This is a genomic window from Gordonia tangerina (assembly GCF_021556435.1).
Lineage (GTDB): Bacteria > Actinomycetota > Actinomycetes > Mycobacteriales > Mycobacteriaceae > Gordonia > Gordonia tangerina.
Map to the genome: position 1 here is coordinate 1 of NZ_JAKGCU010000037.1, position 17,279 is coordinate 17,279.

The 17,279-nt window shown below is 67.5% G+C and carries 15 protein-coding genes and 1 pseudogene; 11 read left to right on the forward strand and 5 right to left on the reverse strand.

Translation table 11 applies throughout. The features are described from left to right. A pseudogene (locus L1892_RS23105) lies at window positions 1-411 on the reverse strand (HNH endonuclease); the annotation flags it as partial. A 347-nt stretch (window positions 412-758) separates the two neighbouring features. Between L1892_RS23105 and L1892_RS23110 the strand changes: the two are divergent. Both L1892_RS23110 and L1892_RS23115 read left to right on the forward strand, forming a co-directional pair. Next, the gene (locus L1892_RS23110) at window positions 759-1,118 is read left to right on the forward strand and encodes a DUF485 domain-containing protein (RefSeq protein WP_235726126.1); all 360 of its coding nucleotides are present in this window, start codon (window positions 759-761) and stop codon (window positions 1,116-1,118) included. Then, the gene (locus tag L1892_RS23115; protein ID WP_235726127.1) at window positions 1,115-2,746 is read left to right on the forward strand and encodes a monocarboxylic acid transporter; all 1,632 of its coding nucleotides are present in this window, start codon (window positions 1,115-1,117) and stop codon (window positions 2,744-2,746) included. The genes L1892_RS23110 and L1892_RS23115 overlap by 4 nt, the downstream gene beginning before the upstream one ends. Window positions 2,747-2,905: 159 nt before the next feature. On the opposite strand, the gene L1892_RS23120 is transcribed toward L1892_RS23115, so the two are convergent. Together L1892_RS23120 and L1892_RS23125 are read right to left on the reverse strand one after the other, a co-directional pair. Beyond that, the gene (locus L1892_RS23120) at window positions 2,906-4,318 is read right to left on the reverse strand and encodes an amidase (RefSeq protein ID WP_235726128.1); all 1,413 of its coding nucleotides are present in this window, start codon (window positions 4,316-4,318) and stop codon (window positions 2,906-2,908) included. 9 nt (window positions 4,319-4,327) lie between these two features. Continuing rightward, window positions 4,328-4,948 carry a TetR/AcrR family transcriptional regulator gene (locus L1892_RS23125; protein WP_372475446.1) on the reverse strand — a complete coding sequence of 207 codons (621 nt, stop codon included), beginning with the start codon at window positions 4,946-4,948 and terminating at the stop codon, window positions 4,328-4,330. A 79-nt stretch (window positions 4,949-5,027) separates the two neighbouring features. On the opposite strand from L1892_RS23125, the gene L1892_RS23130 reads away from it, so the two are divergent. Next, a complete protein-coding gene (locus tag L1892_RS23130) occupies window positions 5,028-6,272 on the forward strand; it encodes an MFS transporter (RefSeq protein ID WP_235726130.1) in 1,245 nt (414 codons plus the stop codon). A 36-nt stretch (window positions 6,273-6,308) separates the two neighbouring features. Here L1892_RS23130 and L1892_RS23135 read toward each other — a convergent pair whose 3' ends face one another. Continuing rightward, entirely contained in the window at window positions 6,309-6,923 is a 615-nt protein-coding gene (locus tag L1892_RS23135) for a TetR/AcrR family transcriptional regulator (protein ID WP_235726131.1), read from the reverse strand. 182 nt (window positions 6,924-7,105) lie between these two features. On the opposite strand from L1892_RS23135, the gene L1892_RS23140 reads away from it, so the two are divergent. The 4 genes from L1892_RS23140 to L1892_RS23155 all read left to right on the forward strand — a co-directional run bounded on the left by L1892_RS23140 (window position 7,106) and on the right by L1892_RS23155 (window position 10,724). Beyond that, entirely contained in the window at window positions 7,106-8,302 is a 1,197-nt protein-coding gene (locus tag L1892_RS23140; protein WP_235726132.1) for an acyl-CoA dehydrogenase family protein, read from the forward strand. A gap of 53 nt (window positions 8,303-8,355) precedes the next feature. Then, window positions 8,356-9,468, forward strand: a complete 1,113-nt coding sequence (locus L1892_RS23145) for an acyl-CoA dehydrogenase family protein (RefSeq protein WP_235726133.1) — start codon at window positions 8,356-8,358, stop codon at window positions 9,466-9,468. 123 nt (window positions 9,469-9,591) lie between these two features. After that, entirely contained in the window at window positions 9,592-10,020 is a 429-nt protein-coding gene (locus L1892_RS23150; RefSeq protein WP_235726134.1) for a DUF350 domain-containing protein, read from the forward strand. 230 nt (window positions 10,021-10,250) lie between these two features. Beyond that, a complete protein-coding gene (locus tag L1892_RS23155) occupies window positions 10,251-10,724 on the forward strand; it encodes an SRPBCC family protein (RefSeq protein ID WP_235726135.1) in 474 nt (157 codons plus the stop codon). A gap of 290 nt (window positions 10,725-11,014) precedes the next feature. Here L1892_RS23155 and L1892_RS23160 read toward each other — a convergent pair whose 3' ends face one another. Continuing rightward, window positions 11,015-11,815: an HAD-IIA family hydrolase gene (locus tag L1892_RS23160; RefSeq protein WP_235726136.1), complete on the reverse strand. Its 801-nt coding sequence runs from the start codon at window positions 11,813-11,815 to the stop codon at window positions 11,015-11,017. 69 nt (window positions 11,816-11,884) lie between these two features. Here L1892_RS23160 and moeA point away from each other — a divergent pair, with 69 nt between their 5' ends. From moeA to L1892_RS23180, 4 genes are all read left to right on the forward strand, one after another. Next, window positions 11,885-13,099, forward strand: a complete 1,215-nt coding sequence (gene moeA / locus L1892_RS23165) for a molybdopterin molybdotransferase MoeA (protein WP_235726137.1) — start codon at window positions 11,885-11,887, stop codon at window positions 13,097-13,099. Between the two features lie 109 nt (window positions 13,100-13,208). Further along, complete coding sequence (locus tag L1892_RS23170; protein WP_235726138.1) at window positions 13,209-13,925, forward strand: phosphatidylserine decarboxylase; 717 nt, start codon at window positions 13,209-13,211, stop codon at window positions 13,923-13,925. A 103-nt stretch (window positions 13,926-14,028) separates the two neighbouring features. Further along, the gene (locus L1892_RS23175; protein WP_372475449.1) at window positions 14,029-14,979 is read left to right on the forward strand and encodes a CDP-alcohol phosphatidyltransferase family protein; all 951 of its coding nucleotides are present in this window, start codon (window positions 14,029-14,031) and stop codon (window positions 14,977-14,979) included. Then, window positions 14,979-17,270, forward strand: coding sequence for an AAA family ATPase (locus L1892_RS23180; protein ID WP_235726141.1), 2,292 nt, complete (start codon window positions 14,979-14,981; stop codon window positions 17,268-17,270). Before L1892_RS23175 ends, L1892_RS23180 begins: the two co-directional genes overlap by 1 nt. Window positions 17,271-17,279 lie beyond the last annotated feature (9 nt).

Here is a 17,279-nt window from a genome sequence, read left to right on the forward strand (position 1 = left end):
CACGATGTTTAGACGCGCCACATCGTCGAGCGGTTCCGCCGATCTTTTCCCGACATGATCGACCCCTTTACCCACCGCATCCACATGTTCGGCGGAGATCGCCCCATCGGCGGCATGCGCGCCCAGAGTGGGCAGCTGCGCACGGGCAGTGGCGATACGGATCAGACGGGACGCGACCGCCGGCGCGAGCCCCATCACGATCAACAGTTCACTGAGTTTGCGGCCGTGGTCGCGGGCCACACCCAGTCGGTCCAGATGGCCGACCACCGTCGCAGCGTGATGGTCGATCAGATTACGCAACGTGACCAGAGCGGTCATCGCATCGAACGCTGCACGCCCCGACATATCGGCGCCCAAGTGCAGGTCGCGAACAGAATCAGTGATGGTGGTGAGATCCCCCGAAGCTCCCATGACTCCACTATGGTCGAACACCAGTTCGATGTCAAGGAGTTTCTTGAAGATAGTGCAGAAGATTTTTGAGCGGGTGGGGTGGTTTCGATACGCGGCGGGCTCGCAGGCTCGCACGCCGCTACTCAACCAACGAGGGGGCGGCGGGCTGAGGCACTCGCCTCATGACCCCTGTGCGGCCGCGAGACTTGGCGAGGGGTTCCCCACCCAACCGCTCGTCGGCCGTCATCGACCGTCCGTCGCACAGTCTCACTACTTCGCCGTGTGACCCACAACACCCTATTCTGCTGTGATTTGCACCTCAATACGCTTGCCAGTCGAGAGTCATCACAGACATTCAGGAGGTAGGCGTGTCCACGATCGAACATCCGCCCGGCTCGGCGTCGCATTCGCCGACCGGCGAGCAGTGGCTGGAAGTCCAGGCCAGCACGGAATTCCAAGACCTGCGGCATCGACTGCGCCGGTTCGTCTTTCCGCTGACGGCGTTCTTCCTGCTGTGGTACGCGCTCTATGTGCTGCTCGGGGCGTTCGCCACCGACTTCATGGGCACAAAGGTTTGGGGCGATATCAACATCGGCCTGATCCTGGGCCTGCTGCAATTTGTCACGACCTTCGTGATCACTGGGCTCTACGTGCGGTTCGCCAACCGTGACCTCGACCCGCGGGCCACCGCTATCCGCGAGAAGATGGAAAGCGAGATCAGCGCATGACCACGATCAATATGGCTGCGTCCGTCGGCAACCCGGTCGCCAACATCTCCATCTTCGTAGCGTTCGTCGCCGTCACCATGTACGTGGTGATCCGGGCGAGCAAGAACAACAAGTCCGCAGCTGACTTCTTCACCGGCGGCCGTGGCTTCTCCGGCCCACAGAACGGCATTGCCATTGCCGGCGACTATCTGTCGGCGGCCAGCTTCCTCGGCATCGCCGGCGCCATCGCCGTGTACGGATACGATGGCTTCCTCTACTCCATCGGCTTCCTGGTCGCATGGCTCGTCGCCCTGCTGCTGGTGGCCGAATTGCTCCGCAACACCGGCAAATTCACCATGGCCGACGTGCTGAGCTTCCGACTGCGCCAGCGTCCGGTGCGGTTGGCCGCGGCCATCTCCACGCTGATGGTGTCGCTGTTCTATCTCCTCGCCCAGATGGCCGGCGCCGGCGGTCTGGTGGCGCTGCTGCTCGACATCGAGAGCCGCGTCGGCCAGTCGATCGTGATCGCCATCGTCGGTGCGCTGATGATCGTCTACGTCCTCATCGGCGGTATGAAGGGCACCACCTGGGTGCAGATCATCAAGGCCGTCCTGCTGATCACCGGTGCCGCGGTCATGACGTTCATCGTGCTGGCGAAGTTCGGTATGAACGTGTCCAGCATCCTCGGCTCTGCACAGGACGCGATCACCGGATCGTCGGATGAGAAGGTCGCCGCCCGTGACGTTCTCGCCCCCGGCGCCCAATACGGCGGATCGCTCTCGTCGCAGATCAACTTCATCTCGCTGGCGATCGCCCTGGTGCTCGGTACCGCAGGTCTGCCGCACGTGCTGATGCGCTTCTACACAGTGCCGACGGCCAAGGAAGCACGCAGGTCGGTGGTGTGGGCCATCGCGCTGATCGGCGCGTTCTACCTGTTCACCCTGATTCTCGGCTACGGCGCCGCCGCATTGGTCGGCCCGGACGAGATCATGAACGCCGCAGGCGGACAGAACTCGGCAGCACCGCTGCTGGCCTTCGAGCTCGGTGGCGTGGTGCTGCTCGGCATCATCTCGGCGGTGGCCTTCGCGACCATCCTCGCCGTCGTCGCCGGCCTGGCCATCACGGCATCTGCGTCGTTCGCCCATGATATCTACGGCAGTGTCATCAAGCGCGGCCAGGCTAGCGAGGACGACCAGGTGAAGGTGTCGCGCTACACCGTTGTGGTGCTGGGCATCATGGCGATCATCCTCGGCATCCTGGCCAACGGTCAGAACATCGCCTTCCTGGTGGCCCTGGCGTTCGCCATCGCCGCAGCCGCGAACCTGCCGACGATCCTGTACTCGCTGTACTGGAAGCGGTTCAACACCCGCGGTGCGCTGTGGAGCATCTACGGCGGCCTGATCTCGACGATCGTGCTGATCATCTTCTCGCCGGCCGTTTCCGGATCGGCGACCGCGATGATTCCCGGCGCCGACTTCGCCTGGTTCCCGCTGTCCAACCCCGGCATCATCTCGATCCCGGTCGGCTTCCTCCTCGGCATCATCGGCACGCTGACCACGCCGAAGGATGCCGGCACCCCGGAACGTAACGCGGAGATGGAAGTTCGCTCGCTGACCGGTGTCGGTGCGGAAAAGGCGGTCGCGCACTAGGTTTCGCGGGGATCCGTTCCACCGCTTCGTTGGCACCGAAGGCCAGGATCAACGCAGGTCGGCTCGGGTCGCGCGGGTTGGCTCGGATCGCGCGGGTTGGCTCGGATCGCGCGGGCGGTCGACGACCTGCGTTTTCTCGGCCGACCCGCGCGGGGCCCCTCAGCTCTCCTGAATCCGCGCGAACGGCTGTGCCGCTTCAAGTTCGAACGCCAGCTCCAGCAACAGCCGCTCCCGCCCCAGGTCGGCGCCGAAGTGGATGCCCAGCGGCCGGCCGTCGGAGGTCCGTCCCAGCGGTAGACTCATCGCGGGCGTGCCCGACGTATTGTTCGCAGGCGTGTAGGCGACGTAGTGCACGAGCCGCTCGAAGATCACGTCGAAGTCGCCGCCGGGATCGAGGTAGCCGATCCGTGGGACGGTGTGCGACAGCGTCGGCGACAGCAGCAGGTCGAAACGGTCAAAGACGGTGCGGAACTTCGCTGTGGCCCGTTTGAGCCCGATGATCGTCGCCGGGGTGCGCCAGAACGCCCGCGCGTATCGCCGCGCAAGTCCCCGAGTGAACGGGTCCAGGGCCGCTTTGTCGAAGTCCTTGCCGACCATGAGTTTTCCGGCGCGGTCCATGGTGAAGGCGAGCATCGACCAGTAGTCAGTGAATTGCCGGACGAAGGTCTCGTCCAGCGGGACCGGGGTCGATTCCACGTGGTGGCCGAGCGACGTCAACAGTTCGACCACCTCGGTCATCGCAGTGGCGGTGTCGTCGTCGATCGGGGCGCCGGTAACGGTGTCGGTGATCAGTCCGATACGCAACCGGCGCGTTCCCGGCCCTTCCACCAGCCCGACGCGGGGCAGGCCTTCGGGCGCGCGGAAACGGTCGGCATCGTCGATGAAATGCGCAGTGTCACGCACGGTTCGACTCAGGATGCCGTTGGAGATGATATCGACTGGCAGGATGCGTCCGGTCGGCGACGGTTCGACACGCCCGCGCGACGGCTTCAGCCCGACCAGCCCGCACGCCGCAGCCGGTATCCGGATCGAGCCGCCACCATCGTTGCCGTGCGCCAGCGGCAGCGCCCCGGCGGCAACCAACGCGGCCGAGCCTCCCGACGAAGCGCCCGCCGAATAGTCGGTGTTCCAGGGGTTTCGGGTGGGTTCGCGGTCGACGAACTCCGTGGTCGCGGTGAGCCCGAAGGCCGGCAATGTCGAGGCGCCGACGATGTTCACGCCGGTCGACAACAACTGCTCGGTGAACGGCTCGTTGCCCTTTGCCGGCAGATCGGGCATCGCGGCCGACCCGTTGCCCACGGGCAACCCCTCGAACAGGGTGTTGTTCTTGATGATCGACGGGACTCCGGCGAACGATCCGCCGGGGATGCCCTCCCCGACCGCTCGTTTGCGGGCCCGCTCGCGATCGTCGACGGCGACCGCATTCAGATGCGGCTCTACCGCATCGATGCGGGCCAGAGCGGCCTCCAACGCCTCAGCGGCCGATATCTCCCCGCCGGCGATCGCGGCGGCGATGCCCACCCCGTCCCGATCGCCGAGAGCATCATCGCCGAAGGCATGCACGTGTCGCATGCGCCGACCCTAGCGCGATGTGCCGCGCGATTCGGTCATGCGCATGACATCGGCGGCCAGCGTCGCGGCGTAGGTGTCGTCGAGCCCCAGGCCGAACACCGCGTGGTGATACAGGGGCGCGATGACATGGTCGAGGATCTGCCGCACCGACGGCGTCGCCTCGCCGCGCTGGGCGGCCCGATCCACCATCTGTTCGGCCTGTTCGCGCCGGATCTCCCAGCACGGGCACTCCTCCACTACGTCATCGCGGGCGAACACCATCGCCCGGAGGTAGGCGCGGCGCTTGGGCCGGCCGATGTCGGCGGCGATGATCCGTGACCACTCGGCCAGATCAGCGCCGAGATCTCTGGTGTCGGGTAGCGGCTCACCCTGGGTGAGCGCTGCGACGGCCACCTCACCCAGCAACGCCTCGATGGAACCCCATCGCCGGTAGATACTGGTCGGATTGACCTCGGCCAACTCGGCGACCTCGGGGATCGTCATGGTGTCACGCCTACCTGCGCCCACGAGCTGACCTACCGCGGCATAGACCGCAGACTGCACTCGCGCGCTACGTCCGCCGGGCCGACGCGCCCGATCACCCGCGTCCGGACGCGATGCGGCGGCATGGGAACTACTCATGCGATCCATTATTGCAAATCAAGTTGCTTTAGTGGCGGCCTCTGGATACGTTGAATCTAACGCAAATGTCTTTGCTTTAGGAGTGGCGATGCCCCGGTTACACCCGCACCGCGCGTTCTGGGTGGTCACCGCCACGTTCGTGATGGTGCTCTTTTCCTCTGCGGCACCCTCGCCCCTCTACCCCGTTTATCAGGAGCTGTGGGGCTTCTCCGCATTCACCCTCACCGCGGTCTTCGCCATCTACGTGGCGACGATGCTGATCAGCCTGCTCACGGTGGGCGCGCTCTCCGACCACATCGGACGACGTCCGGTGCTCGCGGTGGCGCTCGCGTTGCTGATCGCGAGCATGGTGCTGTTCGTCGTGGCCGACAACGTCGGCGTTCTGATGGCCGCACGCGCCCTGCAAGGCCTTGCCACCGGCGCCGCGATGGGCACCCTGACCGCGACCGTCGTGGACCTGCAGCCAACTCCCCGCCTCGGCTCTGCCATCACCGGCGCCGCGCCGGCCATCGGACTCGCCGGCGGCGTCGCGATCGCCGGACTGCTGGTCGAGTACGCACCGGCACCACGGTTCCTCGTCTACGAGGTGATCCTCGGACTGTTCGCCGCGCTCCTCGTAGCGTTGCTGGTGGTCCCCGAAACCTCCGAGCGCGTCGGCTTCACCTCCCGACGGCACCTTGTCGCCACCCTCTCACCGCAGGTGACCCTCCCCTCGTCGGTCCGCCGGGTGTTCGTCGCGGCGGTGCCCGCGCTGGTCGCGACGTGGTCGCTCGGCGGGCTCTACCTGTCGCTCGGGTCGTCGGTGGTGGCGCGGGTCTTCGGCGTCGAGAACCACGCCGAGGCAGGCGTGCTGCTGTTCACCTTCTTCGCCTCGGCTGCGGTCACTTCTCTGCTGATCACCGGTCGCGAAGCCGCCACCAAGCTGGCCTTCAGCTATCCCGCGCTCACCGGTGGTGCGGTCATCTCCCTGTCGGGCGTGCTGTCCGAGGCGCTGCCGCTATATGTCGTAGGTTCGATCGTGGCCGGATCCGGATTCGCCGCGACCTTCCTCGGCGCACTGGACAGCATCGTCGCGGCAACCCCGACACAACAACGCGGACAGGTCTTCTCATCGGTGTTCGTCGCCAGCTACCTCGCGTTCAGCCTCCCTGCGGTGGTGGCCGGGCTCGTCGTGTCCCATGCGGGCCTGCAGGCAACGGTCGTCGGGTACGTGGCCTACGTCCTGACGCTGGCGATCCTCGGCGCGCTCGTCAACGCGGTGCGACGCCGGTCGACGCGACGCGACGCCTCAGCAGCAGAGGCAGCCAACCACGCGATCGCGGCGCCTCGCTGAGGAGCTCGCACACACGCAGTCGCTCGGTCCCGAACGTCACGTACCCGCGTCGGACTCCCGAGCACCGACGATCCGCGCAGCCATATCTGCATGGAACTCACCGATCTGCTCGGGTGTCATCGCACCCGATTCCCGGTACCAACGCGCGACGTCGACGCCCATCGACAGCAGCAGCGTCGTCGTCGCCTTCGGGTCGTCGACGTCGAAGGCCCCGTCTGCGATACCCGCGCCCACAATCGCGCCGACTCGTGCGGCGACCTCCTTGCGCATGACCTCGATGGCCGCGCGATGCTCGGGCGAGAGCGAGTCCAACTCGTAATTGACCACCCGCGACCAGACGTGATCGCGGGCGTGGTGGGCGGCGAGCGCACCGATCACGGCCCGCAACCGGAGGGCGGGCGACTGCTCGGGGGCGTCGGAAGCGTCGATCAATCGCAGAAACGACCGATGCCCGGCGTCGGAGAGCTCGTAGAGCACCTCTTCCTTGGACTTGAAATGCACGTACACCGCCGCCGGACTCATCTGCGCGCCGGTGGCGATGTCGCGGGTGGTGGTCGTGGTGAACCCCTTGGCGGCAAAGGCCTCCACCGCGGCGCGCAGCAACCGTGAGCGTGCCGCGACGGCACGGGGCGGCGGTTCCACGACAGACATGTCCCCGTTCTCCGTTCTCGACATTTCGCCGGTTGCACGGCTCCGGACATTGACAGGGGCCGCGGGGCGCGGCATAGTGCACAGTATCACTAAGCAAGCGCTTAGTCAGCAGCCGCGGACAACCGGCCACCGAGTTCCGCGACCGCACCCCACATCCCCTGACCAGGAGTAAGACAGAACTCATGCAGCTGACATTCAGTCCCGAAGAAGAGGCGTTCCGCGATGAGTTGCGGGCGATCTTCGCGAAGGTTCCCGAAGATCTGCGGCGCCGGTCGGAAGCGGGCAAGCTGAACTACCCCGACGACCTGGTCACCACCACGCGCATCCTCAACGAACACGGGGTCGCGACGCCGGGCTGGCCGGTCGAGGCCGGTGGCCGCGACTGGACTCCCATTCAGAGCCACATCTACCGCGAGGAGATGAGCCTGATGCATGTCCCGGACCTGCTGCCGTTCAACGTCGGCATGATCGGCCCGGTCATCGCGCAGTTCGGTTCGCCAGAGATGAAGGAACGCTTCCTGGCCAAGACCGCCAACCTCGACATCTGGTGGTGCCAGGGCTTCTCCGAGCCCGAGGCCGGCTCGGACCTCGCCTCACTCAAGACCCGCGCGGTGCGCGATGGTGACCACTACATCGTCAATGGCCAGAAGACGTGGACCACCCTCGGCCAGTTCGCCGACTGGATCTTCTGCCTGGTGCGCACCGATCCGGACGCCAAGAAGCAGGCCGGCATCAGCATGCTGCTGTTCCCGATGGACACCCCCGGCGTGGAACTGCGGCCGATCCAGTTGATCGACGGCAGCTTCGAGGTCAACGAGGTCTTCTTCAACGATGTCCGCGTGCCGGTAGAGAATCTGGTCGGCGAGGAGAACGAAGGCTGGACGCAGGCCAAGTTCCTGCTCGGCAACGAGCGCAGCGGCATTGCGCGGGTCGGCTACACCAAGACCAAACTCGCCAAGGCCAAGGAACTCGCACGCCAGATCACCACGGCGTCCGGCGGCACCCTGCTGGAGGACCCGCTGTTCGCAGCCCGGCTGGCCGAGTTGGAGAACGACCTGCTCGCCCTGGAGATGACCCAGTTGCGTGTGGCCGCCTCGTCGGCGGACGGAAAGCCCAACCCGGCGTCGTCGCTGCTGAAGCTGCGCGGCAGCCAACTGCAGCAGGACGCCATGGAGTTGCTCGCCGACATCGCCGGCGCCGACTCGCTGCCGGTTGCCGGTCTCGATGCGTCGGCCGCCAACGGCACCGCCGACGTCACGTCGCCGGAATGGGCACAGCTGTCCGCGCCGACCTACCTCAACTACCGCAAGGTCAGCATCTACGGCGGATCGTCGGAGGTTCAGCGCCAGATCATCGACAAGGCCGTGCTGGGTCTCTGAGCCAAGCGCCGCCTCACTACTTTTCACGACTCACGAGAACCTGGGAACCATTCATGGATTTCGAACTTTCCGACGAACAGACGATGCTGCGCGACACCGTGCGCGAGGTGCTGACCCGCAAGTACGACGTCGAGACGTTGCGTAAGGTCACCGACACCGAACTCGGTTGGGACAAGGGGGTGTGGAAGTCGTTGGCCGACATCGGCATCCTCGGCCTGACCTTCCCCGAGGACGACGGTGGCATGGGCGCCGGTCCGGTGGAGTTCACGAGCGTCATGACCGAGATCGGTCGCGCCCTGGCACCTGAGCCCTACCTCGACTCCGTCCTCGTTCCGGGGTCGCTGGTCGCCGCAACCGCCGACGACGAGACCCGCGCCGAGCTGCTCGGCGGGCTGGCCTCCGGCGAACTGCTGATGGCATTCGCCCACCTCGAAGCCGGCGACCGCTGGCCGGGCGCGAAGGTGGCCACCACCGCCACCGACGGCAAGCTCAATGGCACCAAAACACTTGTCGGCCACGGTGACTGCGCGGACAAGCTGGTCGTGTCGGCGCGCACCGACGACGGCGTCGGGCTGTTCCTGGTCGACGCGAACGCCGGCGATGTCACGCGCACCCCGTACCGTTCACATGATCGCCGTCGCGGGGCGCAGATCGAGTTCGCCGACGCGGCAGCGGTGCGTCTGGGCAGCGGCGACGCCACGCAGGTCATCGCCGACGCCGAGGTCGGCATCCAGACCGCCCTGTGCGCCGAGGCCGTCGGCGCAATGGAGCGTGCCCTCGACCTCACCGTCGAATACCTGAAGACCCGCAAGCAGTTCGGTGTCACGCTGTCACAGTTCCAGACACTCACCCAGCGCGCCGCGGACATGTACGCGCAACTGGAACTGGCCCGCAGTATGAGCCTCTACGCGACGACCGCATTATCCGACGGCATCTGCGATCCAATCATCGCCTCGCGGGCGAAACTGCAGATCTGCCGCTCGGGCCGGGCCATCGGCCAGGAAGCAGTGCAGATGCACGGCGGCATCGGCATGACCGCCGAGTATCCCGTCGGCCACTACCTCAGCCGACTCACCGCGATTTCGCACACGCTCGGCGATGCCGCTGACCACGTGTCGGTCCTGGCCCGCTCAGTCGGCGACCACGAGATGGTGATGGTCGGCTGAGTCGATTCGACACCTGACCGTCCAGGCTCCTGCCGCCCTTTCCGGGAGTTATCCCGATCGGCCGGCAGGGGCCTGGGCGTTATCGGGCGCCGCGCCTCGTCTCGGATCGCTACTGTTTCTCCCATGGACCAACTGCGCGACAACCTGGGCGATGCCGCCGCCTACAGCCTCGTGGGAATCGCGTTGCTCATCGCGGGGTTCGTGGCCCTGGACCTCGTGACCCCCGGCCGATTGCGCAATCTGATCTGGCTCGACCACAACCGCAACGCGGTGATGCTGGCGACCGCCCAGGTCATCGGTCTTTCGATCGTCCTTGTTGCCGGCGCACGCGATTCGCTGGCGCTCGAACTGTGGCGAGGAGTGCTCTACACCGCCATCTATGTATTGCTAGCGATCGCAGTGATGATGTGGTCGTTCGTTCTCATCGACTGGCTCACGCCCGGCAAACTCGGCACGCTGCTGCTGGAGGACGACGGGCACCCGGCGGGGTGGATCTGTGGCGCGGTGTTCATCGGGATCGGCGCGGTCATCGGCGCTGCCATCGGCTTGTAGTAGCGCTCGCGCGTTCCGAATCTGGTCAAGCGTGTCCGCCGGCATCACCGCTGAGCGCGCTCGGATGGATTATCCAGCCGATGGCACCCAACCGTGATGCTCGCGGACATCCGCAGCCCCAGAGACGCCATCCGCCCACTATTGACTCGTAGACAATTGCCTATTGACCACCAGACAACAAGCTCTTAGTCTCGTGGCAATCGCATAGCCACTCACCGAGGAGAAACAGCATGGCCGCGCCCCTGATCGAAGAATCCATCGTCATCACCGCCTCTGCCGAGGACGTCTGGGCGGTGATCTCCGACCTCAAGCGCATGGGCGAGTGGAGCCCGCAGTGCAAGAAGATGATCATCCGCGGCGGCGCCGTGGGCCTGGGCACCAAGACCATCAACATCAACCGTCGCGGCCCGCTCGTGTGGCCGACCACGTCGAAGGTGGTCCGGTTCGCCCCCAACCGTGAACTCGCGTTCCGCGTCGCCGAGAACCGCACCGTGTGGAGTTACACCATCGAGCCCACGGACAACGGTGTGACGCTGATCGAGAAGCGGGAGGTCGGCAACGGCACCACTGCTGTGTCGTCGTTCCTGGTGGACAAGGCCATGGGTGGTACCGCCAACTTCGAGGCCGAACTCAAGCTCGGGATGGCCGAGACCCTCGGCAAGATCAAGCGCGAAGCCGAGGCGTCGGCAGCGCGCGCTGCCTGAGCAGGTAGTCGGACCTCGCTGGAAGCCTTTTGCCGCTAGGTGACGGGCATACACCGCTGGCCGAGCGCCTTTCATTCGCTCGTCGAGCGCCCTTCATTCGCTGGTCGAGCGCCCTTCATTCGCTGGTCGAGTAGCCGCCGAGCCGCTAGGCGAGGGGGTGTATCGAGACCGCTTCTCGCGCAACTGGTCTCGATACGTCCCTCGCCTAGCGGCTCGGAACTACTCGACCAGCAGAAAGAGCGGCTCGGAACTACTCGACCAGCAGACAGAAAGAGCGGACGCCAGGGCGGCTATTGCTCCGCCAACTTCTGCACCAGCGCGGGCAGGTCGGCCACCGAATCGATCACGTGGTCGGGCACCGGCCCGAATTCGTCGCGTTGTAGCGCGCGCAACGCCTCGTCCCGGAACTTACCGGTACGCACCAGCACACCGATCAGCGCGGCGGCCTGCGCACCGAGGACGTCGTTGTGCATGTCGTCGCCGACCATGATCACCTGGTTTGGTTCGAGCTGCATCAGGTCAACGGCGGCACGGAAGCCGAGCGGGGACGGTTTGCCGATCGCCTTGATCTTGCGCCCGGCGGCTTTCTCCAGTCCCTCGAGGTAGACGCCGGTGTCGATGCTGAGCCCCCCGGCCGTCGACCATGTCATCGACCGATGCATGGCCACCACCGGCACACCGCTGACCATCGATTCGAGCACCTGGGACAGTGACCGGTGATCGAACACCGGTCCGGCGCCGCCGAGCACCACGACTTCGGCCGACGCGGGGTCGTCGGTGAGCTCCACACCCGTCATGTCTTCGGCGATGGGTCCCTCGTTGAGCACCCAGACCCGCTTGCCGGGGTGGTTCGCGGTCAGATACTCGGCAGTGAGCTTGGCGGCGGTGAGGATCTCCTCGGGGGACACCTCGAAGCCACACGCGTTGAGCGCCTCGGCGATGTCACCCCGCGACCGCGAGGTGGTGTTGGTCAGGAACATGCGCGGATAACCCCGCTCGTACAGTTTCGCGACCGCGTCGACCGCTCCCGGCAGCGCCTTCCACGAGGTGACCATCACCCCGTCGATGTCGAGCAGCAAACCGAGCGCCATGGTGTTTGAATCTAGTCCCGTCGACGGCACCCTGCACGGCCGGCCGACGCGAGATGGCATGCTGAGCGCATGCGATCGGTGTCCGACCACCAGGCCGTCGTCGCCGCACTCTTCGGCGACCCCGTGTCCGAGACCGTGCCGGTGGCCGCTGCGCTCGGCGCCGTCACGACCACTGAGATCCTCGCGTCGTCGGCGTTGCCCGGCTTCGACAACTCGGCAATGGACGGCTACGCCGTGCGTGCCGGCGAGATCTCCTCCGCCACCGAGCAATCACCGGTGACACTGCCGGTCGCCGAAGACATACCCGCGGGACGCACCGACCGGCTGACGCTGACCCCCGGCACGGCGCATCGCATCATGACGGGTGCGCCGATGCCCGCCGACGCCGACGCCGTGGTGCCGGTGGAGATGACCGACGGCGGCGTGGACCAGGTGACGATCCGCTCCTCGATCCCCGCTGGCAAGCACATCCGTCGCGCCGGTTCCGACATCGAGGCCGGCCGGCCCGCCATTGCCGCCGGCACCCGGATCGGTGCACCTCAGGTCGGCCTGCTCGCCGCGCTGGGAATCACCGAGGTCGCGGTGCTCCGGCGGCTGCGCGTGGTGGTGCTCTCGACCGGCTCCGAACTCGTCACCCCCGGTCAGCCGCTGCACCACGGACAGATCTACGAATCCAATGGGCCGATGCTGACCGCGGCGGCCACCGAAGCCGGCGCCGAGGCCACCCACCTGCACTATGTGACCGACGACGTCGACGCGTTCCGCACCCGGCTCGACGAGATCAGCGGCTGGGCCGACGTCATCATCACCTCGGGCGGGGTCAGTGCGGGCGCTTTCGAGGTGGTCAAGGATGCGCTCACCGACAGCGACGACATCGAGTTCGTGAAGGTCGCGATGCAGCCCGGCATGCCGCAGGGCTGCGGCCACTACCCCGGGCCCGACGGTCGCCGCGTACCGATCATCACGCTGCCCGGCAACCCGGTGAGTTCGCTGGTGTCGTTCGAGATGTTCATCCGGCCCGCGCTGCGCGCGGCGATGGGGCTGCCGGAGGACCGTCCGACCCGAACGGCCCGGCTGAGCGCCGACGTGGTGTCGCCGGCCGGCAAGCGACAGTTCATGCGCGGAGTGCTGCGCAGCGACGACACCGGCGCGGTTGTCGACCCCATCGGCCCACCGGCCTCCCATCACCTGCGCTATCTGGCGCAGGCGAACGCACTGATCGACATTCCCGAGGATGTCGATGCGGTCAGCGAGGGTACATCCGTCCAGGTGATCGAGGTGTGACGTGCTCGCAGCGGGCCGCCGTCACGCTGACCGACGGGCTCGACACTCTAAGCTGGGGCGAGCGGGCCGTGACATCGCATGTGCCCAGTCGACTAGCAGGAGGTTGATGGTGGCCAGGCGCCCGCGGCCGAACGGAACGCGCAGCGGACCAGGACATCTCGTCGACCTCGCGCGGGAGACCATTCCCCCGGTGCATTCGGCGGGTATCCCCTTCGTGGTGGGACCGGCCACTGTCGCCTTCCTGGGCCGACGCCATCCGTGGATCGCCCGGCCTGCCGCACTCACCGCAGCGGCGTGTGCGCTGTTCTTCCGGCATCCACCACGCGTGCCGCCCGCCGACGCGGGCGCGGTCGTCGCCCCCGCAGACGGCACCATCTCCCTGGTCGACGCGGCTGTGCCGCCACCGGAGTCGGGCCTCGGCGATGAGCCACTGCCCCGCGTGTCGACCTTCTTGTCCATCTTCGACGTACACGTCCAGCGCGTACCGGTGGCCGGTCGGGTGACGTCGGTGACGCACACACCCGGCGCTTTCGTCTCCGCCGATCTGCCCGAGGCCAGTTCGGTCAACGAGCGGTCCACGATGACGTTGCGCTGCCCGGTCGGCCAGACCGTCCACGACGTCGCCGTCGTCCAGATCGCGGGACTCATCGCGCGGCGCATCGTGTGCGAACCCGTCGTCGGCGACGAGTTGGCCATCGCCGACACCTACGGCCTGATCCGATTCGGCTCCCGCGTCGACGTCTACCTGCCCGCAGGCACGATTCTGAACGTCCGGGTCGGCCAGCGCGCAGTGGGCGGCGAAACCCTGTTCGCGACGCTCGGCTGATCGCATGCCTCCCGCCCGCAGGTCCGAACGTCCGACTCCCCACCGAACACCGAGTTCCCACCGAACGCCGAGCGCGCATCCGACGCGAGGCGCACGCACCACCGTGTCCACCGCTGCCGCACCCGAGCGCACCGGATTGCGCGGTCAGGCTGCCGCCGGACGACTCTTCGTGCCGTCGGCGCTCACGATCCTGGCGATCTGCGCGGGTCTCACCGCGGTTCGGGTCACCGACGCAGGTCAGATCGATGCGGCGATGGGTCTGGTCGTGGCGGCCGCACTCCTCGACGGCATCGACGGCCGTGTCGCCCGGATGATGGGGGCGACCACCCGGATCGGGGCGGAGATCGATTCGCTGGCCGACGCGATCAACTTCGGCGTGGTACCCGCCCTGATCGTCTACCTGTATCTGACGCCCGACAAGGACATCGGCTGGGCGTTCGCGCTGATCTACTGCTGCGCGATCGTGTTGCGGCTGGCTCGCTTCAACACGCTGATCGACGACGACGAGGCGCCCGGCTACACCCGCGACTTCTTCGTCGGTGTCCCGGCCCCGGCCGCGGCGATCATCGCCCTGCTGCCGGTCGGGCTGTCCCAGCAGTTCGGGTCTGGCTGGTGGACGTCGCTGCCCGTGGTCGGCGGGTGGCTGGTGTTCGTGGCTTTCCTCGCGGTCAGCCGCATCCCGACCGCGTCGCTGAAGACCGCGTCGATTCCACCGCGTGCATTGGCCGGATTGTTGATCGTCGTCGCGATCGGCGCCGCTCTGCTGCTGACGTTCCCCTACACCCTGATGCTCATCGCGATCGGCGGATATCTGCTGCACATCCCCTTCGCCTGGCGCAATCAGCGCTGGGTGGCATCGAGACCCGAACACTGGGAGGCGCACCCGTCGGAACGTCGGGCCGAACGGCGCGCGATGGCCCGCTCACAGCCCCGACGCCCGCGATTGACGTCAACGAACCGGTCGCAGGCTCGGCTGGGCTTGCGCCGCCCGACCGGGACGATCGAGCCCACGGCCTCCGGTGTAGACCAGGGCCACGACGTCGAGGAGCGCTGATGGCCGGCCACGTCCAGCTGACGCTGACCGCACGGGTCAATCCCGCCGCGGGTGAGGCGCGCCGCGGGATCGTCCGGGTGCATCCCGAAGTGCTCGCCGCGCTGGGCCTGCGCGAATGGGATGCCGCGTCGATCACCGGTGCCCGCGTCACCGCTGCGGTCCTCGCCACGGCCGGCCCGGACACCCCGCCGGGCACCGCATTGCTCGACGACATCACGTTCGCCAACGCCGGCATCCGGGAGAACGCATCGGTGGTGGTGGCGCCGGTGACGGTGCACGGCGCCGGACAGGTGACCGTGTCCGGCTCGGCATTGGCCGCCGGACAGGTCGACGAACCCACGTTGCGGCGCGCACTGCTGGGCAAGGTCGTCTCGGTGGGCGACTCGGTCTCATTGCTGCCCCGCGACCTCGGTCCCGAACTGACCGCGACGCCGGCCACCCGTGCGCTGGCGGTGTCAGTGGGGATCACCTGGACCAACGAATTGGTGACGGTCTCGGCTACCGAACCCGACGGGCCCGTGAGCGTGCAGACCAACACGGCTGTGATGTGGGCGGGTGAACGTGGCACCGGTGGCACATCTGCGCCGACGCCCCCGCCGTCCACGGCACTGGGATTCGCCGCGAGCGCACCGCTGGAGCCGACGGCGGCGCGGTCGACGACGTCGATGGGCGTGGTGTCGCACCGCGCGTCGACCGGGCCGCTGGTGCGCCCGGTGTCGACGCTGGTGGGCGTGGACACCCAGGTGGCCCGGCTGACCGAATGGCTGTCGATCACCCTCGACGAACCCGAGGTTCTGCACACCCTCGGTGCCGCGCCGCGCCTCGGGGTGCTGATCACCGGGCCGCCCGGCGGCGGCAAGGCCACCCTGGTGCGTTCGGTGTGCACGGAGCGACCGCTGACCGTGGTGGACGGCCCGACGGTCGGGGCGTTGGAGAGCGGGGCCCGCCTGGCTGCGGTGCGGTCGGCGATCGCCGACCTCGCCGAGACGGGCGGGGTGCTGATGATCACCGACGTCGACGCCCTCCTGCCCGCACCCCGGGAATCCGCGGCCGCCGACCCGGTGTCCACCTTGATCCTGGACGAACTGCGTGCCACGGTGGGCGGCGGCCGTGTCGCACTGATCGCGACCACCGGGGAAGCCGTCCGCCTCGACAGCCGCCTGCGCGACCCTGCCCTGTGCGATCGCGAACTCATCGTCGGACTACCCGACTCGTCGACGCGTGCCCGACTGCTTGGCGTCATTCTCTCCGACGTACCCACCGAGGGTCATCTCGACCTTGACCTGATCGCCACCCGCACACCCGGTTTCGTCGCCGGTGATCTCGCCGCCCTGGCCCGCGAGGCCGCGTTGCGCGCCGCGGCCCGGGTGACCTCGGCGGATGACGAGGAACGGCCGGAACCGGCGCTGCGGACCGACGATCTGCTGGGTGCGCTGGCGGTCATCCGCCCGGTGTCGCGGCTGGACTCCCCGGAGGTCGCGGTCGGGTCGATCACGCTCGACGAGGTCGGCGACATGGTCGAGACCAAGCAGGCACTCACCGAGGCGGTGCTGTGGCCGCTGCAGCATCCCGACACCTTCACCCGCCTCGGTGTCGCCCCGCCGCGCGGAGTATTGCTGTTCGGACCACCCGGCTGCGGCAAGACGTTCGTGGTGCGAGCGCTGGCCGCCTCGGGCCGGCTGTCGGTGCACACCGTCAAGGGTGCGGAACTGATGGACAAGTGGGTCGGGTCGTCGGAGAAAGCGGTGCGGGATCTGTTCGCCCGCGCCCGCGAGTCGGCGCCGTCGCTGATCTTTCTCGACGAGATCGACGCGCTGGCCCCGCGTCGCGGACAGTCCAGCGACTCAGGTGTCGGCGACCGGGTGGTGGCGGCGCTGCTCACCGAACTCGACGGCGTCGAACCGCTGCAGGACGTAGTGGTGCTCGGCGCCACCAACCGCCCCGATCTGATCGACCCCGCACTGCTGCGCCCCGGCCGCCTCGAACGACTCGTGTTCGTCCCACCACCCGACGCCGCGGCGCGCGCCGACATACTGCGGGCGTCCGGTCGCAACGTGCCGTTGGCCGACGGCGTCGACCTCACGGCACTCGCCGACGATCTTGACGGCTACTCGGCCGCCGACTGTTCGGCGCTGCTGCGCGAGGCCGCCCTGTCCGCGATGCGGCGCGACATCGACGCTGCGACCGTTGGTCCCGACGACATCGCCGACGCCCGCGGTCGGGTGCGGCCGTCGCTGGATGCCGCGCAGGTGGCGAACCTGCAGGCGTTCGCGCAGCGACGTGCCGACTGACCCGCCGCG